This window comes from Aeromonas sp. 25-248, from assembly GCF_053005425.1.
Genome location: NZ_JBRKTB010000001.1, coordinates 146,269 through 171,589, shown reverse-complemented (window position 1 = coordinate 171,589; position 25,321 = coordinate 146,269). Strand labels below are relative to the sequence as shown.

The window sequence follows — 25,321 nt, the reverse complement described above, 5'->3', positions numbered from 1 at the left end:
TGAATAGGATGGCTATGGGTGTGCTGCTTGTTGATGCCGATGATGTGCGGCGCCAGCAACTGGGGACTGTGCTCTCCTTCATGGGGATCCCCTGGCAGGAGGTGGTGGAGAGCGATCTCGATGTGGCCATCGAGACTGCCGGGCCCTTGCAGGGAATTCTGGCCGGGGAACTGCGCGAGCGCGCCCTGAGTGAGCTGCTTGCCGCCCATCCTCGTCTGCCCTTCCTCTCCCTGATGCCGGCGAGCCATGGTTGCAGCAACTTCATCGGGGTGGCCGAGGCGCCCTTTACCTATGAGTCCCTCACCCGTCATCTGCACTTCTGCCAGGCCTTCATCTCCCTGCATCCCCGTCATCAGACCCACGACAAGGGTCAGACCCTGCTGCGCCTGCTGGTGGGCAAGGGGAGGGGCATTCAGGAGGTGCGCCGTCTCATCGGCCAGGTGGCCGAGACCGACGCCAACGTACTGATCCTCGGTGAGTCCGGGACTGGCAAGGAGGTGGTGGCTCGCGCCATCCACGAGCTGTCCGCCCGAAGCGCGGGCCCCTTCGTGCCCATCAACTGCGGCGCCATTCCGGCTGAACTGCTCGAGAGCGAGCTGTTCGGTCACGAGAAGGGGGCCTTCACCGGTGCCATTGCCGCCCGGCGCGGCCGCTTCGAACTGGCCCAGGGGGGCACCCTCTTCCTCGACGAAATCGGCGACATGCCGCTGCCGATGCAGGTCAAGTTGCTGCGGGTGCTGCAGGAGCGCCAGTTCGATCGGGTCGGGGGCGGCAAGGCCGTCCAGGCCGATGTGAGGGTGATCGCGGCGACCCACCGGGATCTGGAAGCCATGATCCGCACCCAGGTATTTCGCGAAGATCTCTACTACCGCCTCAATGTGTTCCCCATCGAGACGCCCCCCCTGCGGGATCGGGCCGACGACATCCCGCTGCTGCTGCAGGAGCTGCTCAACCGCCATGCCGAACAGCACAAGGGGATCATCCGTCTGACCCAGCGCGCCATGGAGTCCCTGATGCAGTACGCCTGGCCCGGCAACGTGCGCGAGCTGTCCAACCTCATCGAGCGCCTGCTCATCCTCTATCCGAACCAGATCGTCGATGTGGCGGATCTGCCCGGCCGCTATCGCCTGCTGCCTTGCGAGCCACGAGATGAACGGCTCACCGAGATGGACGAGCGGGACGCCCTGGCTGCCGTGTTCCAGTCTCCACCAGAGCTGGATCCCGGCATCGCCATGCCCCTGCCCATGCAGTTGCCCCAGGAGGGGGTCAACCTCAAGGAGATGCTGGCCGACCTCGAGGTGGAGCTGATCCGCCAGGCCCTGGAGTCCCAGGACGGGGTGGTGGCCCGCGCCGCCGACCTGCTCAGCATGCGCCGTACCACCCTGGTGGAGAAGATGAAGAAGTACGGCATGAGCAAGGACAATTGAGGTCAATGCTTTGACGCATTGACCCAATACATTGATAAATAACGTCTATTTTGCTGGCATGGAAATTGAATAAGCTGACTCAATCGCCCGTTTGAGGTCAGCTTTATGACAATCTTGCAGCAGGATGCCCCCCTCCAGTCACATGAAGTGAGTCAGCTTTACGCCATCTTCACGGCGCTGCCGACCGGCGTGCTGCTGCTCGATGGCGAGGGGCTGATCACCCGCGCAAACCCTGCCGCCCTGGCGCTGCTGGGAGAGCCACTGGAAGGCCTTTCCTGGCGCCAGATCATCGCCCGCTGCTTCGAACCCCGTGAGGATGACGGTCACGAGATCTCCTTGCGCGACGGCCGCCGGGTCCAGCTGTCGACCCAGCCGCTGCCGGATCAGCCCGGCCAACTGGTGTTCATTACCGACTTGACCGAGACCCGCCAGTTGCAGGACAGGGTCAACCACATGAAGCGCCTCTCCGCCCTTGGCAACATGGCGGCTTCCCTGGCGCACCAGATCCGCACCCCGCTCTCCGCGGCCATGCTCTATGCGGCCAACCTGGCCAACCGCACCCTCAAGCCTGAATCCCGCAGCCAGTTCCAGCAAAAATTGATGGCCAGGTTGCAAGACCTGGAAAAACAGATCAACGACATCCTGCTGTTTGCCCGCAATGGCGACAACCAGGTGGTGGCGCCCCTCTCGGTGCAGGGCCTGCTGGCGGAAGTGCAGGCGGGGGCCGAAGCCTTCTGCCAGCAGCAGGGGTGCGCCTTGCATCTGGAGGCCCCTGAGCCCGATCTCTGTCTGCTTGCCAACAGCAGTGCCCTGGCGGGGGCCATCAACAACCTCATCGCCAATGCCCGGCAGGCCGGCGCCGATTCGCTCCTGGTGAGCGCTGTGCGCAGCGGCAACCGGGTGGAGATGCGGGTCATCGACAACGGCAAGGGGATGGCCCCCTCCCTGCTCAACCAGATCTTCGAACCCTTCTTTACCACCCGATCTCAGGGCACGGGCCTCGGTCTTGCGGTGGTGCAGTCGGTGGTACGAGCCCATCAGGGGGAGGTAAGCGTGGCCTCGGTCCCTGGCGAGGGCACCTGTTTTACCCTGTCCTTCCCCCTGCATCAGCAACAGGTTCAGTTGGGGGGCGTGGCATGATGCGCGCAAAAGCCGGAGCGCCGGTGAAGATGATTCTCGACAAGGCCATGTTGGTTGTAGGAGGTGTGGCATGACCCAGGCTCGCATTCTGGTGGTGGAAGATGACAACGGCCTGCGCGAGGCGCTGGTGGATACCCTGCTGCTCGGTGGCTATGAGTGCCGCGAGGTGGACAGCGGCGAGCGGGCCCTGCTTGCCCTGTCCCGTCAGCGCTTTGACATGGTGATCTCCGACATCCAGATGGGGGGCATGGATGGTCTGACTCTGCTCGCCAACATCCGCCAGCAATATCCCCAGGTGCCTGTGCTCCTGATGACGGCCTACGCCAACATCGACGGGGCGGTGCGCGCCATGCGCGAGGGGGCGATCGACTATCTGGCCAAGCCCTTCTCCCCCGAGGTACTGCTCAACCAGGTCAGCCGTTATGTGCCGGCCCAGAAGGTGGAGAAACGGGCCGTGGTGTACGGGGACCCCAGGACTGCGGAGCTGTTCCAGCTGGCGACCCGGGTGGCCAGAAGCGAAGCCACCGTCATGGTGACCGGACCGAGCGGGACGGGCAAGGAGGTGCTGGCTCGCTACATTCACGACCACTCCAGCCGGGCAGAGCAGGCCTTCGTCGCCATCAACTGCGCCGCCATTCCGGAGAACATGCTGGAAGCGACCCTGTTTGGCTATGAGAAGGGCGCCTTCACCGGTGCGGTGCAGGGGTGCCCTGGCAAGTTCGAGCAGGCTCAGGGAGGAACCCTGCTGCTCGACGAAATCACCGAGATGGATCTGGGGCTGCAGGCCAAGCTGCTGCGGGTCTTGCAGGAGAAAGAGGTGGAGCGGCTCGGCAGCCGCAAGATGATCCCCCTCGATGTGCGGGTCATTGCCACCAGCAACCGGGATCTGAAAAAAGCGGTGCAGGACGGGTTGTTCCGCGAGGATCTCTACTACCGCCTCAACGTCTTCCCCCTGCGCTGGACGGCGCTCTGGGAGCGCCCGGGGGACATTCTTCCCCTGGCGGAGCACCTGCTGGCGCTCCATGCCAGCCAGATGGGGCTGCCGACGCCGCAGCTCGCAGAGGACGCCCGAGAGCGTCTGATGGCTCACCCCTGGCCCGGCAACGTGCGCGAGCTCGACAACGTGGTGCAGCGCGCCCTGATCCTCTGCCCAGACGGTCTCATCGACTGTGAGCACCTGATCCTGGAAGAGACGGACGAGACCCTGGTGCGCCCGCTCGAGCGGCTGTCAGGGGAGGGGCTCGGCGGCGAACTCAAGCAGCAGGAGCACCAGATCATTCTGGACACCCTGCAGGAGTGCAACGGCAGTCGCAAAGCGGTGGCCGACAAGCTCGGCATCAGCCCGCGCACCCTGCGCTACAAGCTGGCCCAGATGCGTGACGCCGGCATCGAGCTGCCCGCCTAGGCCTGACAGGCGCATGGCCTTGCCGGTCCGGCTCGATTATCATGGGCCCTGACGATCGGAATCCGGCTCCCCGCACAGTGCGTGGGGAGCCCAGCTAGGAGACCCCCATGATCTCTCATCGTAAACTGGAAAGCCTGCTCAACCACCTGCTCGAACCCCATGCCATCAAGGATTACTGCCCCAACGGCCTGCAGGTGGAGGGGCGCGAGCGCATTCGCAAGGTGGTGACTGGCGTCACTGCCAGCCAGGCCCTCATCGATGCCGCCGTGGCCGCCGGGGCCGATGCCATCCTGGTTCATCACGGCTACTTCTGGAGCGGCGAGCCGGCCCAGATCACCGGCATGAAGCAGCGTCGTCTCAAGACCCTCTTGACCCACGACATCAACCTGTTTGCCTATCACCTGCCGCTGGACGTGCACCCCGAGGTGGGGAACAATGCCCAGCTTGCCAGGTTGCTCGGCATCAAGGTGCGTCGCGGCCTCGAACCCTGGAACAGCAAGAGCGTCGCCATGGTGGGCAAGCTGGAGGAGCCCATGAGCGGCAGCGATTTTGCCAAGCTGATTGCCGAGCGTCTCGGTCGCGAGCCACTTCATTGTGGTGACAGTGGCCCCGAGCTCATCCGCTCCGTGGCCTGGTGCACCGGCGGTGGCCAGAGCTACATCAGCCAGGCGGCGGAGCAGGGCATCGATGCCTTCATCTCCGGCGAAGCCTCCGAGCAGACCATTCACACCGCCCGCGAGATGGGCATGCACTTCTACGCCGCAGGCCACCACGCCACCGAACGTTACGGCGTCAAGGCGCTGGGAGAGTGGCTCGCCACCGTACACGGGTTGGAGGTGACCTTTATCGATATCGACAATCCGGTGTAGGGCCGATTAGCCGCGCAGCGGCGTCATCGGACGTGATGACAACCATTGCGCTGGTCGATGGAAATGACAAGGGAGGCCTGAGCCTCCCTTGTTGTGTCTTACTGCTGCTAGCGGTTACTCGCTGGCATAGCCTGCCAGGCCAAGCTGCTTGCCATCGAGGAAGGCAGACCCTTCTCGCATCTGCAAGCGCCCTTCACAGAACCACTGCACCACCAGGGGGTAGATGCTGTGCTCCTGCACCTGGACCCGGGCGGCGACCTCGTCGGCACTGTCCCCTTCGAAGATGGGGACCCGTGCCTGGAGGATCACCGGGCCGCCGTCGAGCTCTTCGGTGACGAAGTGGACGCTGGCGCCGTGCTCGTCATCACCGGCCTCGATGGCGCGCTGGTGGGTGTGCAGACCCTGGTATTTCGGCAGCAACGAGGGGTGGATGTTGATCATCCTCCCCGCGAAGTGGCGCACGAGGTCGGCGCTCAGGATCCGCATAAAGCCGGCCAGCACAACCAGATCCGGTTGATAATCCGCCATCAGGGCCAGCAGGGCGGCATCATACTCCTCCCGGCTGGCGAACTGCTGCTGGGCCAGGATGGCGGTTGCCACCCCGGCTTCCCTGGCACGCACCAGGCCATAGGCATCAGCCTTGTTGCTGATGACGCCGACCACCTGACCGGCAATCTTGCCGCCGGCACAGCCATCGAGGATGGCCTGCAGGTTGCTGCCGCTGCCTGAGATGAGGACGAGGATGCGTTTCATAGGGGAGGTCATCTGGCCGTTGATCCGATCATTCATTGAATGATGACCTGCTCCTCACCATCGGCCGCCTTGGCGATGTGGCCGATGTGCCAGGCGTTCTCGCCTTCGGCCTTGAGCAGGGCCAGTGCCTTGTCCAGCTGATCCGCCGGCAGGGCGATGATCATGCCGACGCCGCAGTTGAAGGTGCGATACATCTCGTGGCGGGTGACGTTGCCTGCCTGTTGCAGCCAGCTGAACACCGCCGGCCACTGCCAGCTCTGCTCGTCGATGACCGCCTGGGTGTTGGCGGGCAGCACGCGCGGGATGTTCTCCCAGAAGCCGCCGCCGGTGATGTGGGACAGGGCGTGGATCTCGCACTCCTTGATGAGCTTGAGCACGGGCTTCACATAGATGCGGGTCGGCTCCAGCAGGGCGTTGGCCAGGGTGGTGTCACCCAGCGGCTGCTGCACGTCGGCCTTGGAGACTTCCAGGATCTTGCGCACCAGGGAGAAGCCGTTGGAGTGGGGACCGCTGGCGGCCAGGGCGATCAGGGCATCCCCTTCGCCAACCTTGCTGCCGTCGATGATCTCGCTCTTTTCCACCACGCCGACGCAGAAACCGGCGATGTCGTAATCTTCCCCTTCATACATGCCAGGCATTTCGGCAGTTTCACCGCCGACCAGGGCACAGCCGGACTGTTCGCAGCCGGCGCCGATGCCGGTGACCACGGCAGCGGCAGTGTCCACGTCCAGTTTGCCGGTGGCATAGTAGTCGAGGAAGAAGAGGGGCTCGGCGCCCTGCACGATGAGGTCATTGACGCACATGGCGACCAAGTCGATCCCTACGGTGTCGTGCTTCTTCAGGTCGATGGCCAGACGCAGCTTGGTGCCCACCCCGTCGGTACCGGAGACCAGTACCGGTTCCTTGTAGCCAGCAGGGATTTGACACAGGGCCCCAAAGCCGCCAAGACCACCAAGGACTTCAGGACGACGAGTGCGTTTTGACACGCCCTTGATACGTTCAACCAGTGCATTGCCGGCATCGATATCTACGCCAGCATCCTTGTAGCTCAGTGAGGTTTTGTCAGTCACGCGTATTCCCCGTCATATAAAGAAGTGGAGGGTAAAATTCGGGGCGTATTCTACCAGCGGGCACGAAAAACCAGAAAGAAAATCGTTTGCGCGTTTTTGAATCGAAAAGCTCTACAAGCCGTGGCTTTTGTTGTATGATTCCGCGATTTTTTTGGCGCCGGTTAGAGGAGATAATAATGAAAGTCGTTGAAGTCAAACACCCCCTGGTCAAGCACAAGATCGGCCTGATGCGCGAAGGCGACATCAGCACCAAGCGTTTCCGTGAACTGGCCAAGGAAGTGGGCAGTTTGTTGACCTACGAAGCGACCTCTGACTTCGAAACCGAAAAAGTGACCATCGATGGCTGGAACGGCCCTGTGGAAGTCGACCAGATCAAGGGCAAGAAGGTCACCGTCGTGCCCATCCTGCGCGCCGGTCTTGGCATGATGGACGGCGTGCTGGAGCACATGCCGAGCGCCCGCGTCAGCGTGGTCGGTATCTATCGCGATGAAGAGACCCTGCAGCCTGTCCCCTACTTCGAGAAGATTGTCAGCAATATCGAAGAGCGTCTTGCCCTGGTCATCGACCCCATGCTGGCCACCGGCGGCTCCATGATCGCCACCATCGATCTGCTCAAGAAGAAAGGTTGCCAGTCCATCAAGGTGCTGGTGCTGGTTGCCGCGCCGGAAGGCATCAAGGCGCTGGAAGCCGCTCACCCGGACGTGGAGCTGTTCTGTGCCTCCATCGACCAGGGGCTGAACGAGAAGGGCTATATCGTCCCGGGTCTGGGGGATGCTGGCGACAAGATCTTCGGCACCAAGTAAGCATTACCCCATCGCCGCGCCCAAGGCGCGCAAACGGAGCCGGCACCCTGCCGGCTCCGCTGTTTCTCCCCCCTTTGCTTGCTGCCATGCGCGCCTTGCCGCTACCATAAGCACCATCCCCCATTTCGAGAATCTTCTTTATGCTGAAACGCTTAGCGACTCTCCTCTGCTGCTGTCTGCCACTCGTGGTATCGGCCGCCCAGGTAACCGACCTCTATCAGGGCAAGGCTCCCACCAGTGGCGACATGACGGCCGCCCAGTCCCAGGCGCTGGGGGATGTGCTCGTCAAGGTGACGGGCAAGCGCGATATCCTCACCCAGCCGGATGTGGTGAAGGCCCTGGCGGCGCCGGCGGATTACGTGCAGCAATACAGCTATCAGGACATCGGCTCGGTCAAGTTTCTCAAGGCGGATTTCAATGTGGCCAAGGTGAACGCCCTGGTCGGTCAGAGCAAGTTTGCCCTGCTGGGCCCGGTGCGGCCGCAGGTCGCCATCTGGCTGGTGGTCGACGAAGGGGAGCGGCGCATTCTGCCGGATCAGTCCGGCGATGGCTGGTCCGAGGCGCTGCGTGCCCAGACCCAGGCCATGGGGCTGCCGGTCAGTCTCCCGCTGATGGACTTGGATGACAATATGGCGGTCAATGCCACCGATGTCTGGGGCCGCTTTGCCGATCCCGTGCTCAAGGCGAGCCAGCGTTACGGCGCTGAAATGGTGGTGCTCGGCAAACTGAGCCCGGAGGGGGAGGCCTGGAGCATCGACTGGGGTCTTTATGGGTCCAAGCCGGGGGCGCAGGCAGGAGAGCTGACCGAGCTGACCAAGGGCTCGGGTTCAGGTACCCAGGCCGAGGTGGCAAAGGGCTTTGCCGATGCCCTGGCCGGTTGGCTGGTGCAGCAGTACGGTACCCGTCTCTCCGGTGTCGCCTCCAGCCAGACCCTGGTGGTGGAGGGGCTGTCCGACATCGATGGCATGATCCAGATCCAGAAGCTGCTGCAGGGGATGGCCAGTGTCACCAAGGTGGCCATCGGCAAGCTGGAAGGGGACAAGGTGACCTTCAACCTCTCGCTGCAGGGGGACAAGGCCGAGCTGGTGAGGGGGTTGCAACTGGAGAGCCGGCTGCATCAGGTGGAGGACAACGAGAGCGGCCTGCGCTATCAATGGTCGCAGCCCTGATCCCGGGGAAGGATCCTGACCGCCCGGCATGGTCCGGGCGGTTCTCTATCTGCCCCGCTGGTGATACACTTGCCCGCAAATATCACAGTCAAAGCCCAACGAGTGAAGCAACCGGCCCAACTGTCTTTAGCCGTACAACTACCGGATGATGAAACCTTCGTCAGTTTTTATCCCGGCAACAACGCCCATCTGATCACCGCCCTCAAGAATGCGGCCATTGGTCAGGGCTCGCCCTTCCTCTATTTCTGGGGAGCCAAGGGGTCGGGCCGCTCCCATCTGCTCCATGCTACCTGTGCCGAGGTCAACGCCCGCGACGCGGCGGCGGCCTATCTCTCCCTCGATCAGTTCGAACAGCTTGACCCCAGCATGCTCGATGCTTTGGAGAGCCTGCCCCTGGTCTGTCTCGACAGCCTGGAGGCGATCGCCGGCAACGCCCTGTGGGAGCGGGCCCTGTTCGACTTCTACAATCGCTGGAAGGAGAAGGGGGAGGGGACGCTCATCGTTACCGGCTGCAGCGCGCCACGCAAGCTGGGGCTGCAACTGCCGGATCTCGCGTCCCGTCTCGACTGGGGAGTGAGCTTCCACCTCGACGAGCTGGACGACGAGGGCAAACTCAGCGCCCTGCAACTGCGCGCCGAGCTGCGGGGTTTCAAGCTGCCCATCGACGTGGGCCGTTTCCTGCTCAACCGCCTCTCCCGCGACATGCGCACCCTGCTTGCCACCCTCAATCGTCTCGACAACGCCTCCTTCCGTGCCAAGCGCAAGCTGACCATCCCTTTCGTCAAAGAGATCCTCGAGCTCTGAAAACCTATCCCATTAGGCTATCTTATTCGCCATTTTGAACCTGGGCAGTGCTCGAAATCCTCACGTACTACAGTACGCTCCGGTTTCTGCGCGCTGTCCGTGTTCAAACTGCCTTCAACGATTACGCCTACTGGGAGAGGTTCTAAGCCCCATAACGACAAACCCCGGGACTTGGCCGGGGTTTGTTTGCGAGCATTACACAGCTATCAGTGGAACTGATCCTCTTCGGTCGAGCCGGTCAGCGCGGTCACCGATGACTGGCCGCCCTGAATGACGGTGGTTACCTTGTCGAAGTAACCGGTACCGACTTCCTGCTGGTGTGCCACGAAGGTGTAGCCCCGCTCGGCGGCGGCGAATTCCGGCTGCTGCACCATCTCGACATAGTGCTTCATTCCCTCGCCACGGGCGTACTGGTAGGCCAGCTCGTACATGTGGAACCACATGTTGTGGATACCCGCCAGGGTGATGAACTGGTACTTGTAGCCCATGTCGGAGAGCTCCTGCTGGAAGCGGGCGATGGTGGCATCGTCCAGGTTCTTCTTCCAGTTGAAGCTCGGGGAGCAGTTGTAGGCCAGGATCTTGTCCGGGTACTGGGCCTTGATGGCCTCGGCAAATTTGCGCGCCTCGTCCAGATCGGGCTTGGCAGTCTCGCACCACACCATGTCGGCGTAAGGGGCGTAGGCCAGGCCGCGGGAGATGGCCTGCTCGATGCCGGCCTGCACCTTGTAGAAGCCCTCGCTGGTACGCTCACCGGTCAGGAAGCCGGCATCGTAGGGGTCGGCATCCGTGGTCAGCAGATCCGCTGCGTTGGCGTCGGTGCGGGCGATCACCAGGGTGGTGGTACCGCAGACATCTGCCGCGAGGCGAGCTGCGACAAGCTTTTGCACCGCTTCCTGGGTCGGGACCAGTACCTTGCCGCCCATGTGGCCGCACTTTTTCACGGACGCGAGCTGATCTTCGAAGTGCACGCCGGCGGCGCCCGCTTCAATCATCCCCTTCATCAGCTCGAAGGCGTTCAGCACGCCGCCGAAACCGGCTTCCGCATCCGCTACTATGGGCAGGAAGTAGTCGATGAAGCCCTTGTCCTCTGGTCCAACCTTGTTGGCCCACTGGATCTGGTCGGCCCGGGCGAAGGAGTTGTTGATGCGCTCCACCACGGAGGGGACGGAGTTGGCCGGGTAGAGGGACTGATCCGGGTACATGGTGGAGGAGAGGTTGTTGTCCGCCGCCACCTGCCAGCCGGAGAGATAGATAGCTTCGATGCCGGCCTTGGCCTGTTGCACCGCCTGGCCGCCGGTCAGGGCGCCGAGGCAGTTTACATAGCCTTTCTTGGCGCCGCCGTGGATCAGCTCCCACAGTTTGTCGGCGCCGCGTTGGGCCAGAGTGTGTGCCGGCTGCAGGCTGCCACGCAGGTTCACCACGTCCTCGGCGCTGTAGCCGCGCTTGATCCCTTTCCAGCGGGGGTTTTCTGCCCAGTCTTTCTCGATAGCCTGGATCTGTTGCTCACGGGTCAGTGCCATATCAGTTCCCTCTTTCATTGATTTCACGTTTCCATTGACTTGTTATGGGGGCCGTTACCGGCCCGGGTCTCACAGCCGCTCGTAGCCGGGCAGCGTCAGAAAATCGATGAGTGTGTCGGCGCAGGTGATCTCGTCCATCAGGGCGCTCGCCTCGGCGAAACGGCCCGATTGCCAGCGGGCCTCGCCCACTTCGCCTCTGACCACCTCCTGCTCCTCGGCCAGCATCTGGCGGAACAGCGCCTTGGTCACCGCCTGACCGTTGGAGAGGGTCTTGCCGTGGCGGATCCACTGCCAGATGGAGGTGCGGGAGATCTCGGCGGTGGCGGCATCTTCCATCAGTCCGTAGATGGGCACGCAGCCGTTGCCGTTGATCCAGGCTTCCAGGTATTGCAGGGCGACGCGGATATTGGTGCGCATGCCCGCCTCGGTGCGATCACCCTCACAGGGGGCCAGCAGGTCGGCGGCCGTGATGGGGGCATCCTGCTCGCGCAGCACGCCGATCTGGTTCTGGGCTCCCGCCGGAATGGTGGCGTTGAACACCGCCATGGCGGTATCGGCCAGACCGGGGTGGGCGACCCAGGTGCCATCGTGGCCGTTGTCGGCTTCGCGCTGCTTGTCTGCGTGCACCTTGGCAAACACCTGTTCGTTGACTGCCGCGTCCTTGGCCGGAATAAAGGCAGCCATGCCCCCCATCGCCAGCGCGCCGCGCTTGTGGCAGGTCTTGATGAGGAGTCGCGAGTAGGCAGAGAGGAACGGCTTGTCCATGGTCACCACCTGACGATCCGGCAGGACGCGATCCGGGTGGTTTTTCAAGGTCTTGATATAGCTGAAGATGTAGTCCCAGCGACCGCAGTTGAGGGCAACGATGTGATCCTTCATCTGATAGAGCAGCTCGTCCATCTCGAATACCGCCGGCAGGGTCTCGATGAGTACGGTGGCCTTGATGGTACCGCGGGGCAGACCGAATTTGTCCTCGGTCCAGGCGAACACCTCGCTCCACCAGCGCCCTTCCAGATGGCTCTGCAGCTTGGGTACGTAGAAGTAGGGACCGGAGCCCTTGGCCAGCAACGCCTTGTGGTTGTGCAGGAAATAGAGGGCGAAGTCGAACAGGCCGCCGGGAATGGGGGCACCATCAAAGGTGACGTGCTTCTCCGGCAGATGCAGACCGCGCACCCGGCAGATGAGCACGGCCGGGTTGGGATTCAGGGTATAGGCCTTCCCCTCCGGGCTCTGGTAGGCAATGGTGCCGTTGACCGCATCGCGCAGGTTGATCTGGCCCTCGATCACCTTGTTCCAGGCCGGGGCCAGGGAGTCCTCGAAGTCGGCCATGAAGACCTTGACGTTGGCGTTGAGGGCATTGATCACCATTTTGCGCTCGACCGGGCCGGTGATCTCCACACGGCGGTCCTGCAGATCGGCGGGGATGCCGCGCACCGTCCACTCACCATCGCGAATATGGGCGGTCTCTGGCAGGAAGTCCGGCAACTCGCCGCCATCGATACGGGCCTGGCGTGCGACTCGCTGCTTCAGCAGCTCATTGCGTTGGGGAGCGAAACGTTCCACCAGTTCGGACACCAGGGCCACCGCATCCGGCGTCAGGATCTGCGCGTAATCGGGAAGCATCTCGCCTTGAATGAGCAGGCGGGTGCTGCTGATGGTCTGGGCCGGTGCCGACATAGTGGGTACTCCTCCAAAAGTTACATTTTGAATTTATTAACTACGACCAACGTCTATATCCCTTTCTTTCAAACTCCCCGTAACAGCGGGGTAACACGATTCATAAGGTGCAAAAGAATGGCGGATTCGTCAACTTGATTTTTAAAACAGGTGTTTTTTGATGATAGTTAAGATGCTGTTTTAAATGGGTTTATGTGATTAGTGTAAAAGCTCTTTGCAGATGGTTATGCTCTTGGGTTGCCGGGGCGGCAGGGGGGAGGATTTCGGTAGAGGGGATGGGTTAAAAATGTAACTAATTACGTAATAAAATTACAAATGCAAAAACAAATCCCGACATTACTCCAAGCTTTGCAAAAACAGCTGTATGAAATGCCTTCGTTCAATCCAGTCTGCATGAGGGCTATGAAGTGACCGGGTAGTGAACTGGTGTTTAAAACTAAAATGTCAAATTGAGTCAAAATGGCGAAGGCGAACAGGAGAGAGGGAAATGACGAGCAATAACGTAGGTTTGTATCAAGCCGTGTCCATGAAGGAGAGGGAGGTTGGGGCGCAGGAGATGGTCAATTAAACTGATTTTTGAAGAAAAACCAGCATTTTGTCGTTATTTGCGGTGGCGGTCTGTTGGCCGGGGTCAAGGGCGATGCCGGACAGCAAAACCGGCGTCTTGAACCGCACTATGGTACGGGCTCGTCTCAGTAATCTTCATCCGGGGCGGCGAGATCGATCACATCGAGGTGCACTGAACTGCCAAACCCGTGCTCTGCGGAATCGAGCTCGGAGGGTGTGGGGGAGATCAGGGGCTGAACGGGCTGGGAGTCAACAGCTTGGGTCATGGATGCTTGCCTCATTGATTGCAAGCCGGTCGGTGATTCCATCACCCTAGTGTCCACCTCCCTGTTTTTATGGCCGGCGGAAAAGTTGCGTATCCTAGCGGCACTTTATGAAAGCTTCAAGTGGTTCTGTATAAAATTCATGCCAATAAAAAGCGGCGACCTGATGAACGGGGGAGGCGAGAGGAAAAAGAGGCAAGCGTCGGGCGTGCAGGCAAAAAAATAGCCCAGTCGTTTGACTGGGCTATTCTCGGGGAATTTGGTCGGTGTGAGAGGATTCGAACCTCCGACCCTCTACACCCCATGCAGATGCGCTACCTGGCTGCGCTACACACCGACGGAGTCAGCTCGGCTGACGGGGAGGAAGTCTAATCGGATGATTTGGCGGGCGCAACTCCTTTTTTATCAGGGAGATGCCGACTGCTTCTTTATTGTTCAGCCAAGATGCAACTTGGGCCCTGGCCGGAGTTTTGGCATAATCGCCGCCCCCTTAGGCGGGCACAGGGTGGCGAACACCCAACTCGGGGCGTTCTTATGTCGCCGGGGCCTTTGGCCTCTCTTTCATTGACAGCATCTTCTGCCGTGGGCTACCGGCTAGCGCGAGGGGGAAGGGGCCCGGTGTGCCCAGGGCCGGGACGCAGCAATCCGGGAGTGCGCGGCCGATGCCGTGCAGGGGCCAGGCAAGCCGACATCATATCGACGAGAGGATCAGGGCGTGAAACCATCTGAAGTTGCAGCACAGATCAGCCAGCGCGAGGAGGACGAACGTTGGATGCGCCATGCCATGGCCCTGGCAGCCAGGGCAGAGGGGATAGGCGAGATCCCGGTGGGCGCCGTGCTGGTGCTGGGGGACGAGATAGTGGCAGAGGGGTGGAATCGCTCCATCAGCGAGCACGACGCCTGCGCCCATGCCGAGGTGATGGCGCTTCGGGAAGCGGGCAAGCAGCTTGAAAACTATCGCCTGCTCGACACCACCCTCTATGTGACGCTGGAGCCCTGCTGCATGTGTGCCGGCGCCCTCATCCACAGCCGGGTCAAGCGGGTGGTCTATGGTGCCCGGGATTTGAAGACGGGGGCGGCAGGCTCTGTGTTCGACATCCTGCTGGATCCCCGCCACAACCACCAGGTGGTACTGACGGGGGAGGTGCTCGCCGACGCCTGCTCGGCCCAGCTGTCGGATTTCTTCAAACGGCGCCGCGCCGAGAAGAAGGCGGCCAGACTCGCCGCGAAAGAGGCGCTTCCTCAAGATGACAGCGGGGCCTGATGGCCCCGTTTGCTTTTATTTCACTGCCAGACCGGCGGCCTGCTTCCCCCCGAATACCAACTGCCACCCCCCGATGGAGCCTGCGCTCTTTGCCGCTGTTGATGTAACAAAACTGTCATGCATCCGCCATATAATGCCGCCAAGCCTAGCTCACATTGAGGTCTTGCATGTCATCGGAATCGTTAAATCTGGTCATGGCGGGCAGTCGAAAACGCCGGATCAAGGATAAATTGGCCAAATATGGCGTCACCACAGGGGGAGCCCTGGTGCTGGTGGCGCTGTTGCTTATCTTCTTCTACCTGCTTTATGTGGTGAAGCCCATCTTCAATGGCGCCAGCATGGAGAGCACCGCTTCCTTCACCCTGCCCATCAAGGGCAAGACCGCCTGGCTCGGGGTCGAGGAGCAAAACGAGATAGGTTACCGCTTCAGCGACCAGGGGAAGGTCAAGTTCTTTGCCGTGCAACCGGATGGCAAGATCAAGACCGGACAGGTGATTGGCGAGGCGCAGGTGAACGGCGAGATCACGGCGGTCGCGCCGCCTGCGCCGGGCCAGAAACTCATCGCCTATGGGTTTGCCGACGGCAAGGCTCAGGTGGTGCAACCCTATTTCAAGATCTCCTATCCCAATGACGTGCGCGTCATTGAGCCCAGCCTGCAATATCCCTTCGGCGAGACCCCCGTGGTGATCGATCCCCAGGGCAAGGCGCTGACGCGAATGGTCTTCGAGGCGACCAAGGACAAGATGGCCACCGCGGCCGTGACCGAAGATGGTCGTGGTGTGCTGATGGTGATGAGCGGCGAGGAGAACTTCCTCTCCGGCGAAATCGAGTGGAGCAACCAGACCTACACCATTCCGTCCCTGCCACGCCATGTTGACCAGATGCTGCTGACCCCGAACCTGCGCCTGTTGTTCGTGCGCGAGGGCAACCGCCTGTCGGTCTATGACATCCACAACCTGAGCGACATTTCCCTGCGCAATGTCATGGAGATCAACGCCCCCAATGCCAGCGTGACCCAGGTGGCCCTGCTCTCCGGTGCGTCTTCCCTGCTGGTGGGCAACGATAACGGCGTCATCTCCCAGTGGTTCGAGGTGGCAAAGGATGGCAAGCGCCAGTTCACCCAGATCCGTGACTTCAAGAGTGACGCGCCGGTCGCCCTGCTGACCCCCGAGCACTTTCGCAAGGGCTTCATCAGCGCAGGCAGCGACGGCACCATCAACTTCTTCCATGCCACCGGCGAAGCCAAGCTGCTTGGCGAGAAGATTGACGGGGGCAACCTGGCTGCCGTTGCCATCTCTCCTCGCCACAACCTGCTGTTGACCCAGCAGGGGGATGACTTCAAGGTCTTTGACGTCGAGAACGATCACCCCGAGGTAACCTGGTCTGCCCTCTGGCAACAGGTGTGGTATGAAGGCTATCCCGAGCCCCAGTACGTGTGGCAGTCCACCTCCGCCAGCAACGACTTCGAAGCCAAGCTGAGCCTGGTGCCCCTGGTGTTCGGTACCCTGAAAGCCTCCTTCTATGCCATGGTGTTCGCGGTGCCGCTCGGCGTCGCCGGCGCCATCTATACCGCCTACTTCATGTCGGCGGGGCTGCGCAAATACGTCAAGCCGACGGTGGAGATCATGGCGGCGCTGCCGACCGTCATCCTCGGCTTCCTGGCGGGTCTGTGGCTCGCGCCCATCATCGAAGGGGCCCTGCCCGGGGTGATCCTGCTGCTGATCCTGCTGCCCATGGGCATGCTGCTCACCGCCCTGGTGTGGAACTATCTGCCGGAGCGCGGCCGCACCTGGCTGCCGGAAGGCTGGCACGCCATCCTGCTCATCCCTGTGCTGCTGTTCATCGGATGGGGCGCCTTCGCCTTGAGCCCCATCATCGAGAACGCCTTCATGCACGGTGATTCGCGCATCTGGCTGACCCACGACATGGGCATCAAGTTTGACCAGCGCAACTCCCTGGTGGTCGGTATCGCCATGGGCTTTGCGGTCATCCCCACCATCTTCTCCATCGCCGAAGACGCGGTCTTCTCGGTGCCCAAGCACCTGACCCAGGGCTCGCTTGCGCTGGGGGCGACCCCGTGGCAGACCCTGAGCCGGGTGGTGATCCTCACCGCGAGCCCGGGCATCTTCTCGGCGGTGATGATGGGCCTTGGCCGCGCCGTGGGCGAGACCATGATCGTGCTGATGGCCACAGGCAACACCCCCATCATGGACTTTTCCATGTTCCAGGGGCTGCGGACCCTGGCGGCGAACATCGCGGTGGAGATGCCGGAATCGGAAGTGGGCAGCTCCCACTACCGGGTGCTCTTCCTCGCCGCCTTCGTGCTGTTTGTGTTCACCTTCTTGTTCAATACCCTGGCCGAATTCGTCCGCCAGCGGTTGCGTGAAAAGTACAGCTCTCTGTAAGGACTAAGGAATCGACAATGGGTAAGTGGTTTAAATCGGGGGCCCCCTGGATCTGGATGACGGGGGGCGCCGTCAGCCTGAGTCTGGTGGCCGTACTGGGTCTGTTGTTGCTGATTGGCTGGCGTGGTCTGGTCTATTTCTGGCCCCATCCCATCTATGAGTGGCAGCTTGAAGATGCAAGCGGCAACAAGAGCGTCCTGATTGGCGAGATCAACGACCGGGAGCTGGTGCCGGTGGAGCGCCTGCGCGCCGCCGGCCAGGCGCTGGAAGGGGAGGATCGCGAAGAGATTACCCGTTATCTGGTCAAGACCGGCAACCGGGAGTTCGTCGACCTCGATTTTCGCTGGGTGCTGGAGACCGATATCAAGTCGCGCACCCAGCCGGCGGAGCTCGCCATGGTGGAACGCGCCACCAACGGCAACTTCTATGGTTACATCACCTCGGTGAAGGAAGATGGCCAGGAGCTGACCACGGATCTGCATCCCGCCTTGCAGCGGGTGCTGGCCCGTGCCAACGGCCTCTCAAGCCAAGCCAACGACCTGCAAAAAGGGGCCATCGGCAGCATCAACTATCAGCTGGAGCGCCTGCGCCTGAAAGAGCGCAAGGCCGAGCTGGATGACAAGCTGACCGATCAGCTTAAAGCCGAGCTGGCGAGCGAGCGTCAGGCGCTCAACGACCGTTATCAGGTGCTGGAGAAAGAGCTCTTCTCCCTGCGTACCCAGGCGGACAGAGACAGCATCACCGTCAAGGACATGCGCGGCGAGCTGGTGACCATGCCCATGTCCCGGGTGCTGGATGTGGTCTGGCCCAACGACATGAGCCTGATGGCCAAGGTGGGTCACTGGTTCCACCAGATTGGCAAGTTCGTCTCCGATGACCCCCGGGAGGCGAACACCGAGGGCGGCGTCTTCCCGGCCATCTTCGGCACCGTCTTCATGGTGATCCTGATGGCCATCATCGTGACCCCGCTCGGGGTGGTGGCGGCGGTCTACCTGCACGAGTACGCGGGCAAAAACAGCCTGACCAAGATCATCCGTATCGCGGTGATCAATCTGGCGGGGGTGCCCTCCATCGTCTACGGCGTGTTTGGTCTGGGCTTCTTCGTCTACACCCTGGGGGGCAGCATCGACCGCCTCTTCTACCCGGAAGCGCTGCCGAGCCCGACCTTCGGTTCCCCCGGAGTCATCTGGTCAGCCCTGACCCTGGCCATTCTGACCCTGCCGGTGGTGATCGTCTCCACCGAAGAGGGGCTGGCCCGGATCCCGAGCACCATTCGCCAGGGTTCGCTGGCGCTGGGTGCCACCCAGGCCGAGACCCTGTGGCGCATCGTGCTGCCCATGGCCAGCCCGGCCATCATGACCGGCCTTATCCTGGCCATCGCCCGTGCGGCGGGCGAGGTGGCGCCGCTGATGCTGGTGGGGGTGGTGAAGCTTGCTCCCACGTTGCCGATGGACGGCAACTTCCCGTACCTGCACGTGGAGCGCAAGTTCATGCACCTGGGCTTCCACATCTATGACGTGGGCTTCCAGAGCCCGAACGTCGAGGCGGCGCGTCCTCTGGTCTACGCCACCTCCTTCCTGCTGGTGACGGTGATCGTCGGCCTCAACCTGACGGCGATCGGTATTCGTAACCACCTGCGCGAGAAATTCCGGTCGCTGGAACATTAATCCAGCCATTACAGAGACGGGCAGGGACCTTCCCTGCCAACCAGATATTCCGGCAGCGGGCAAGACGTTTGCCCGCTGCCACCAAGAGAATTTGAGGTAAACAGATGATCAACGTAACACCGAGTTCGGCCCCGCACACCGCCACCGACCTGCTCAACCTGACCCCGGAGCAGACTGCGCTGGAGGTGAAGGATCTCAACCTGTACTACGGCAACAAGCAGGCGCTGTTCAACGTCAACATGAAGATCCCCAAGGGTCAGGTCACCGCCTTCATCGGCCCGTCCGGTTGCGGCAAGTCCACTTTGCTGCGCTGCATCAACCGGATGAACGATCTGGTGGAGATCTGCCGCATCGAGGGGGAGATCCAGCTCCACGGCCACAACATCTACGACAAGAGCGTGGATGTCTCCGCCCTTCGCCGTCAGGTGGGCATGGTGTTCCAGCGCCCCAACCCCTTCCCCAAGTCCATCTACGAGAACGTGGTCTACGGCCTGCGCCTGCAGGGCATCAATGACCGCCGTACCCTGGACGAGGCCGCCGAGCGTTCCCTGCGCGGTGCTGCCCTGTGGGAGGAAGTGAAGGATCGTCTGCATGACAACGCCTTTGGTCTCTCCGGCGGTCAGCAGCAGCGTCTGGTGATTGCCCGTGCCATCGCCATCGAGCCGGAAGTGCTGCTGCTCGATGAACCGACCTCGGCGCTGGACCCCATCTCCACCCTCACCATCGAGGAGCTCATCAACGAGCTCAAGAGCCAGTTCACCGTGGTGATCGTGACCCACAACATGCAGCAGGCGGCGCGGGTCTCGGATCAGACCGCGTTCATGTACATGGGGGAACTCATCGAGTACTCGAATACCAACACCATCTTCACCACCCCGGCCAAGAAGAAGACCGAAGACTACATTACCGGTCGTTACGGCTAAGGGATGCCGCTGATTGAGATGAGCAAGATGAGCAAGATGAGCATCAACAAACAGATTGGCAGTCAGTTCAACGGCTAAGGCATAATCGGAGCAACAAGGATTACTGGTATGGACAATATGAACCTCAACAAACACATCTCCGGTCAGTTCAATGCCGAGCTTGAGAGCGTGCGCAACCAGGTACTGGTGATGGGGGGGCTGGTGGAGAAGCAACTCACCGACGCCATCGCCGCCATCCATGGCCAGGATCTGGATGCGGCGCGCAAGATCGTCGCCAACGACCACAAGGTCAACGCCATGGAAGTGGCGATCGACGAGGAGTGCACCCGCATCATCGCCAAGCGTCAGCCCACCGCGTCCGACCTGCGGCTGGTGATGGCCATCATCAAGACCATTACGGATCTGGAGCGCATCGGCGACGTGGCGGACAAGATTGCCCGCATGCTGACCGACAACGCCAACAAGCCGCAGCCGCCGCTGGTGTCGCTGGAGAACATGGGTCGCCGCACCATCAAGATGCTGCACGACGTGCTCGACGCCTTCGCCCGCATGGATCTGGACGCGGCCCTGGCGGTCTACAAGGAAGATGACAAGGTGGACCGGGAGTACGAGTCCATCATCCGCGAGCTGATGACCTACATGATGGAAGATCCGCGCACTATACCGCAGGTGCTGAACGTCTTGTGGGCGGCACGGGCCATCGAGCGGGTCGGTGATCGCTGCCAGCACATCTGCGAGTACATCGTCTACTACGTCAAGGGCAAGGATGTGCGCCACACCAAGGCCGATGACCTGAGCGACCTGCTGGGCAAGGGCTGATCGGGCGCCTTGAGTGGAGACTCCGTCGCGGCTGCACGACGGGAATCCAACCCTGATTGAATAAAAAGGCGCTTTGAGCGCCTTTTTCATTGCATGGCACGGCAGTTCAAGATAACGCCACCCAGCGGGCGCTTTTCTGCTAGAATATGGCCCCTGTGTGAGTCCCGGATGGAGTCACGGTCCGGTTTCCCGGGCCCAGTTTGCCGTCTTGTGCTAAGGCGGCTGTAGCAATAGGTTAATCATGAGTTTTGCCGATAGTTTGTTCTTTCTGATGCTGCTGGTCGCCGGCAGCGTGTTCTTCTCTCTCTCCGAGATCTCCCTTGCTGCCTCCCGCAAGATCAAGTTGCAGGTGATGGCCGACGAGGGCAACCGCCACGCCGAAAAGGTGCTGGCATTGCAGGCCCAGCCGGGCAACTTCTTTACCGTGGTGCAGATAGGCCTCAATACCGTCGCCATCCTCGGCGGTATCCTGGGGGAATCCGCCCTCAATCCCGCCATCAGAGAGCTGATTGCTGGCTTCTATCAGGGGCCCTGGCTCGGCCAGATCAGCTCTGCGGCCTCGTTCGTCTTCGTCACCGGCATGTTCATCCTGATAGCGGACCTGATGCCCAAGCGCCTCGCCATGACCATGCCCGAGCGGATCGCCGTGGTGGTGGTGCGTCCCATGATGCTGTGCGTCACCTTGCTGATGCCGCTGGTGTGGCTGTTCAACGGCATGGCCAACGGCCTGTTCCGGCTGATGCGCATCTCCATGGTGCGCAACGACGAGATCACCTCCGACGATATTTATGCGGTGATGGATGCAGGTGCCGAAGCCGGTGTCATCCAGCGCGAAGAGCACCAGCTCATCGAGAACGTGTTCGAGCTCCAGTCCTTGGGTGTCACTTCCGCCATGACGGCGCGGGAGAGCCTCATCTACTTCACCCTGCAAGAGGGGGAGGAGAGCATCAAGGCGAAGATCGCCGAGCACCCCCACAACAAGTTCCTGGTGTGCGACCACAACCTCGACAGCATCAAGGGGTTCGTGGATGCCAAGGAGCTGCTGATCCGCGTCATCAGCGGCCAGAGCATCGATCTCAACAGCGGCTCCCTGGTTCAGAACGTCATCATTATTCCCGACACCCTCAACCTCTACGAGGCGATGGAGTACTTCAAGAACCATCGTGGCGATTTTGCGGTGGTGATGAACGAATACGCCCTGGTGGTGGGCATTGTCACCATGAATGACCTGATGAGTACCGTCATGGGGGAGTGGGCCACCCACGTGGTGGAAGAGCAGATCGTCCAGCGGGACGAGAACTCCTGGCTGGTGGACGGGGTGACCCCCATCTCCGACGTGATGCGCGCCTTCGACATCGAGGAGTTCCCGGAAAACCAGAACTACGAGACCATCGCCGGTTTCATCATGTACATGCTGCGCAAGATCCCCAAGCGCACCGACTCGGTCAAATATGCCGGTTACAAGTTCGAAGTGGTGGACATCGACAGTTACAAGATTGACCAGTTGCTGGTCACCCGGGTAGAACCTGCGAGCAATGAGAAGCCCGCTCAGGAATCCTAAAGGAGTTCGTTAGCAATCATGAAGATGAAGACTCATTCCCGTGCGCTGGCCTGTGTGGCGCTCGCCCTGGCACTGGGTGCCTGCAGCCAGAGCGCACCGCGCAAGCCGGTGACGCCTGCCAAACCCGTTACCCCCGAGCCTGCCGTGGTGGTCCCGCAGCAGGATCCCGATGCGGTGGTGCAAAGCGCCGTGGCAGAGCCCAGCCCGGTGTTCGACGAGGAGTATCACGGCCCGGATCAAGGGTCGCTTGAATCGGTCACCGCCCTGTTTGCCCGGGGTTACATCGAATCCGCCATGCGCGAGACCATGCTGGCGGCGGTGCACAGCGACTACCCGCTGCTCGGCATGCGGGATGTGCGCCTGACCGACCCGGTGGCCAAGTTCCTCACCTCCGCCCAGGCACGCACCACGGCCCACGACTACCTCTATGCCGGGGTGCAGCGTCGGCTGGGCCGTCCGCTCAGCCCCGCCCAGTGGGAGCAGATCTGGCAGGGCTATCCCCAGCAGGGCCGGGTCTCCGACTGGGTCAAGCAGACCAAGCGGGTGCTGGCCGGGCGCTGAGCCCCCTGGTTATCGGCGGCTGTGCCCGCCTTGATCCCCTGTTTCACAAGAGGTCACCCCCCGGGGTGGCCTCTTGTCGTTTCAGTGCCTGGCCAGGTGATGCCTGTGCCGGGGAGACCTCCCTTTGCCGCCATCATCCTGAGCTTGCCCGGATTTGTTCGTAGCCCCCGATTGCCTCTTGTTCTACTTTGGGTCATGATATTTGGGATTTCTAGCCGTCTAGATGTTTTGATGGCTTAATATGGTTTCACACAATAAACACCCGTCATGGCGGGGAGACGCAGAGAGACAGAGATGGACAAGCAGGATTTGTGGGTACTCGATGGCGGTATGGGTCGTGAACTGGCGCGGCGTGGTGCGCCGTTCCGTCAACCGGAGTGGTCGGCACTGGCGTTGATGGAAGCGCCCGAGACGGTGCGCGAGGTACACCAGGCCTATGCGACGAGCGGTGCCCGGGTGATCACCACCAACAGCTATGCCCTGGTGCCCTTCCATATCGGCGAGGCACGCTTTGCCGCCCAAGGGGAGGCACTTGCGGCTCTGGCCGGGCAACTGGCCCGAGACGTGGCCGACGAGCAGGGGGGAGCCGTCAAGGTGGCCGGTTCCTTGCCGCCGCTCTTTGGCTCCTATCGTGCGGACCTCTATCAGGCCGAGCGGGTGAGCGAGCTGGCGACACCGCTTATCCGTGCCCTGTCACCCCATGTGGATCTCTGGCTGGCGGAGACCATGAGCCTCATCGCCGAACCCCTGGCCCTCAAGGCCCTGCTGCCCGAGGACGGCAAGCCGTTCTGGGTCTCCTTTACTCTGGAAGACGAGGCGCCGGGCAGCGAGCCCACCCTGCGCTCCGGCGAGCGGGTGGCGGATGCCGTGACCGCGTTGGCGTCGGCCGGGGTGGATGCCATCCTGTTCAACTGCTGCCAGCCCGAGGTGATTGAAGGGGCGCTCAAGGTGGCCGTCGCCGCGTTGCAGGTTCAGGGGCGCACCGACGTTCGCCTCGGCGCCTATGCCAACGCCTTCCCGCCCCAGCCCAAGGAGGCGACTGCCAATGACGGTCTGGACGAGATCCGCGGCGATCTGGGGCCGCTGGATTACCTCGGCTGGGCCGAGCGCTGGCGCAGAGCCGGGGCAAACCTCATCGGCGGCTGCTGCGGCATCGGTCCGGAACACATCGAGGCGCTGGCCAGCCGGCTGCGTTAAGGAGCGCCCATGAAAGAGAGCAAGATCGGGCTCTGGTCCCTCACTGCGCTGGTGTTCAGCTCCATGGTGGGGGCCGGCATCTTCAGCCTGCCCCAGAACATGGCCGATGTGGCGGGCGCCCGCGCCGTGCTGATCGGCTGGGCCGTCACCGGGGTCGGCATACTGGCGCTGGCCATGAGCTTCCTCTACCTGTCGCGGCTCAAACCCGAGCTCGACGGCGGCATCTACAGCTATGCCCGAGCCGGCTTTGGCGAGCTGGTGGGGTTCTTCTCCGCCTGGGGATACTGGCTCTGTGCCACCATCGGCGTGGTGGGTTATCTGGTGATCGCCTTCGCGGCGCTGGGCAGCTTCGTCGACACGCCGGAGCGGGTCTGGTTTGGCGAGGGCAACACATTGGCAGCTTTTGTCGGCGAGTCCTGCATCCTCTGGGCGGTGCACCTGCTGGTGGCCCGCGGCGTGCAGCAGGCGGCCCTGTTCAATCTGGTGGCGACCCTGGCCAAGAGCCTGCCGCTGCTGCTGTTCATCCTGTTCGCCTGCTACTGGTTCGATCCGGTCACCTTTGCGACGGATCAGGAGGGTAGCACCCTGGCGGTACCGGTCTCCGAGCAGGTGCGCAACACCATGCTCATCACCCTCTGGGTCTTCACCGGCATCGAAGGGGCAGCGGTGCTCTCGGCCCGGGCGAGAAACAAGCGGGATGTGGGCACCGCCACCGTGCTCGGCGTGGTGCTGGCGCTGCTGCTCTATGTGCTCATCTCGGTGCTGGCGCTCGGAATATTGAGCCGCCCGGAGCTTGCGGCCCTGCCCAACCCCTCCATGGCGGGATTGATGGCCCAGATGACGGGTTCCTGGGGCAAGTTGCTCATCAGCGCCGGCCTCATCGTGTCGGTGCTCGCCTCCTACGTGAGCTGGACCCTCTTCTCGGCCGAGGTGCCGTTCAGCGCGGCGCGTCACGGGGCCTTCCCGGCCATCTTCCGGCGCGAGAACCGCAACGGCACCCCCATCGCCTCGCTCTGGCTCACCAGCCTGACCGTGCAGGGTTGCTTGCTGCTGGTGTGGTTGCTTGGCAAGGGGTACACCAATCTGCTGCTCATCTCCACCTCCATGATCCTGGTGCCCTACCTGCTCATCGGCCTCTTCCTGCTCAAGCTGGTCTTCAGTGGCAAGGGGGGGCAGGGCCGCGGTCTGATGCGGGTGGTGGCGCTGGTGTCGAGCGGTTATGGTTTCTGGCTGCTCTACGCCGCCGGGGTGGAGTACCTGCTGCTGTCGCTTCTGCTCTACGGGCCGGGTCTGCTGCTGTTTCTCTACAGCCGTCGCCAGCTCGGCGCCGAACAGCGGCTCAGCGGGCGTGAACGGCTGCTGGCCGGGGTGACGCTGCTGAGCCTGATCCCCGCCGTCTGGTCCTTCGTTCACGTCTGACCCGGGGGGTGTTCCTGTCATGAAAAAGAGCGCCCCTG

General features: G+C 62.0%; 21 protein-coding genes and 1 tRNA gene. 16 read left to right on the top strand and 6 right to left on the bottom strand.

Features of this window, described 5'->3' with window-relative positions; all coding sequences use genetic code 11:
* The first annotated feature begins 8 nt into the window (after positions 1–8).
* The 4 genes from ACVDHI_RS00840 (at position 9) to ACVDHI_RS00825 (ending at position 4,841) form a co-directional block, all read left to right on the top strand.
* Positions 9–1,427 carry a sigma-54 dependent transcriptional regulator gene (locus ACVDHI_RS00840; RefSeq protein ID WP_104454388.1) on the top strand — a complete coding sequence of 473 codons (1,419 nt, stop codon included), beginning with the start codon at positions 9–11 and terminating at the stop codon, positions 1,425–1,427.
* Positions 1,428–1,532: 105 nt separating this feature from the next.
* Positions 1,533–2,567, top strand: a complete 1,035-nt coding sequence (locus ACVDHI_RS00835) for a sensor histidine kinase (RefSeq protein WP_010675278.1) — start codon at positions 1,533–1,535, stop codon at positions 2,565–2,567.
* A 70-nt stretch (positions 2,568–2,637) separates the two neighbouring features.
* The gene (locus ACVDHI_RS00830) at positions 2,638–3,972 is read left to right on the top strand and encodes a sigma-54-dependent transcriptional regulator (protein WP_010675277.1); all 1,335 of its coding nucleotides are present in this window, start codon (positions 2,638–2,640) and stop codon (positions 3,970–3,972) included.
* Between the two features lie 107 nt (positions 3,973–4,079).
* Positions 4,080–4,841, top strand: a complete 762-nt coding sequence (locus tag ACVDHI_RS00825; RefSeq protein ID WP_042864115.1) for a Nif3-like dinuclear metal center hexameric protein — start codon at positions 4,080–4,082, stop codon at positions 4,839–4,841.
* A gap of 114 nt (positions 4,842–4,955) precedes the next feature.
* Here the strand turns inward: ACVDHI_RS00825 and purN are convergent, their stop codons facing one another.
* Both purN and purM read right to left on the bottom strand, forming a co-directional pair.
* On the bottom strand, positions 4,956–5,594 hold the full coding sequence (gene purN, locus ACVDHI_RS00820) for a phosphoribosylglycinamide formyltransferase (RefSeq protein WP_042017578.1): 639 nt from the start codon (positions 5,592–5,594) through the stop codon (positions 4,956–4,958).
* A 32-nt stretch (positions 5,595–5,626) separates the two neighbouring features.
* Positions 5,627–6,664: a phosphoribosylformylglycinamidine cyclo-ligase gene (purM, locus tag ACVDHI_RS00815; protein WP_139736376.1), complete on the bottom strand. Its 1,038-nt coding sequence runs from the start codon at positions 6,662–6,664 to the stop codon at positions 5,627–5,629.
* Positions 6,665–6,840: 176 nt separating this feature from the next.
* Here purM and upp point away from each other — a divergent pair, with 176 nt between their 5' ends.
* The 3 genes from upp to hda all read left to right on the top strand — a co-directional run bounded on the left by upp (position 6,841) and on the right by hda (position 9,440).
* Positions 6,841–7,467: a uracil phosphoribosyltransferase gene (upp, locus tag ACVDHI_RS00810; protein WP_005302745.1), complete on the top strand. Its 627-nt coding sequence runs from the start codon at positions 6,841–6,843 to the stop codon at positions 7,465–7,467.
* Between the two features lie 140 nt (positions 7,468–7,607).
* Positions 7,608–8,636 carry a DUF2066 domain-containing protein gene (locus ACVDHI_RS00805; protein ID WP_042017558.1) on the top strand — a complete coding sequence of 343 codons (1,029 nt, stop codon included), beginning with the start codon at positions 7,608–7,610 and terminating at the stop codon, positions 8,634–8,636.
* A gap of 102 nt (positions 8,637–8,738) precedes the next feature.
* On the top strand, positions 8,739–9,440 hold the full coding sequence (gene hda / locus ACVDHI_RS00800; protein ID WP_010675272.1) for a DnaA inactivator Hda: 702 nt from the start codon (positions 8,739–8,741) through the stop codon (positions 9,438–9,440).
* 206 nt (positions 9,441–9,646) lie between these two features.
* On the opposite strand, the gene aceA is transcribed toward hda, so the two are convergent.
* The 4 genes from aceA to ACVDHI_RS00780 form a co-directional block, all read right to left on the bottom strand.
* Complete coding sequence (gene aceA / locus ACVDHI_RS00795) at positions 9,647–10,960, bottom strand: isocitrate lyase (protein ID WP_041213155.1); 1,314 nt, start codon at positions 10,958–10,960, stop codon at positions 9,647–9,649.
* Between the two features lie 69 nt (positions 10,961–11,029).
* Positions 11,030–12,637, bottom strand: a complete 1,608-nt coding sequence (gene aceB / locus ACVDHI_RS00790; protein WP_324062175.1) for a malate synthase A — start codon at positions 12,635–12,637, stop codon at positions 11,030–11,032.
* A 692-nt stretch (positions 12,638–13,329) separates the two neighbouring features.
* Positions 13,330–13,470: a hypothetical protein gene (locus ACVDHI_RS00785; RefSeq protein WP_010675269.1), complete on the bottom strand. Its 141-nt coding sequence runs from the start codon at positions 13,468–13,470 to the stop codon at positions 13,330–13,332.
* Between the two features lie 257 nt (positions 13,471–13,727).
* A tRNA-Pro gene (locus tag ACVDHI_RS00780) sits at positions 13,728–13,804 on the bottom strand.
* Between the two features lie 378 nt (positions 13,805–14,182).
* On the opposite strand from ACVDHI_RS00780, the gene tadA reads away from it, so the two are divergent.
* From tadA to ACVDHI_RS00735, 9 genes are all read left to right on the top strand, one after another.
* A complete protein-coding gene (gene tadA, locus ACVDHI_RS00775) occupies positions 14,183–14,731 on the top strand; it encodes a tRNA adenosine(34) deaminase TadA (RefSeq protein ID WP_129146697.1) in 549 nt (182 codons plus the stop codon).
* 167 nt (positions 14,732–14,898) lie between these two features.
* Entirely contained in the window at positions 14,899–17,136 is a 2,238-nt protein-coding gene (locus tag ACVDHI_RS00770) for an ABC transporter permease subunit (RefSeq protein ID WP_282414356.1), read from the top strand.
* A 17-nt stretch (positions 17,137–17,153) separates the two neighbouring features.
* Positions 17,154–18,803 (top strand): phosphate ABC transporter permease PstA, encoded by a 1,650-nt coding sequence (gene pstA / locus ACVDHI_RS00765; protein ID WP_042017560.1) that lies wholly within the window; start codon positions 17,154–17,156, stop codon positions 18,801–18,803.
* 104 nt (positions 18,804–18,907) lie between these two features.
* Entirely contained in the window at positions 18,908–19,726 is an 819-nt protein-coding gene (gene pstB / locus ACVDHI_RS00760) for a phosphate ABC transporter ATP-binding protein PstB (RefSeq protein ID WP_010675264.1), read from the top strand.
* Positions 19,727–19,834: 108 nt separating this feature from the next.
* Entirely contained in the window at positions 19,835–20,545 is a 711-nt protein-coding gene (phoU, locus tag ACVDHI_RS00755) for a phosphate signaling complex protein PhoU (protein ID WP_029314752.1), read from the top strand.
* A 241-nt stretch (positions 20,546–20,786) separates the two neighbouring features.
* Complete coding sequence (locus tag ACVDHI_RS00750) at positions 20,787–22,106, top strand: hemolysin family protein (RefSeq protein ID WP_041213150.1); 1,320 nt, start codon at positions 20,787–20,789, stop codon at positions 22,104–22,106.
* 18 nt (positions 22,107–22,124) lie between these two features.
* A complete protein-coding gene (locus ACVDHI_RS00745) occupies positions 22,125–22,667 on the top strand; it encodes a hypothetical protein (protein WP_042017561.1) in 543 nt (180 codons plus the stop codon).
* A gap of 294 nt (positions 22,668–22,961) precedes the next feature.
* On the top strand, positions 22,962–23,864 hold the full coding sequence (locus ACVDHI_RS00740; RefSeq protein WP_039040257.1) for a homocysteine S-methyltransferase family protein: 903 nt from the start codon (positions 22,962–22,964) through the stop codon (positions 23,862–23,864).
* A gap of 9 nt (positions 23,865–23,873) precedes the next feature.
* Entirely contained in the window at positions 23,874–25,283 is a 1,410-nt protein-coding gene (locus ACVDHI_RS00735) for a basic amino acid/polyamine antiporter (RefSeq protein ID WP_039040258.1), read from the top strand.
* Positions 25,284–25,321: the final 38 nt, after the last annotated feature.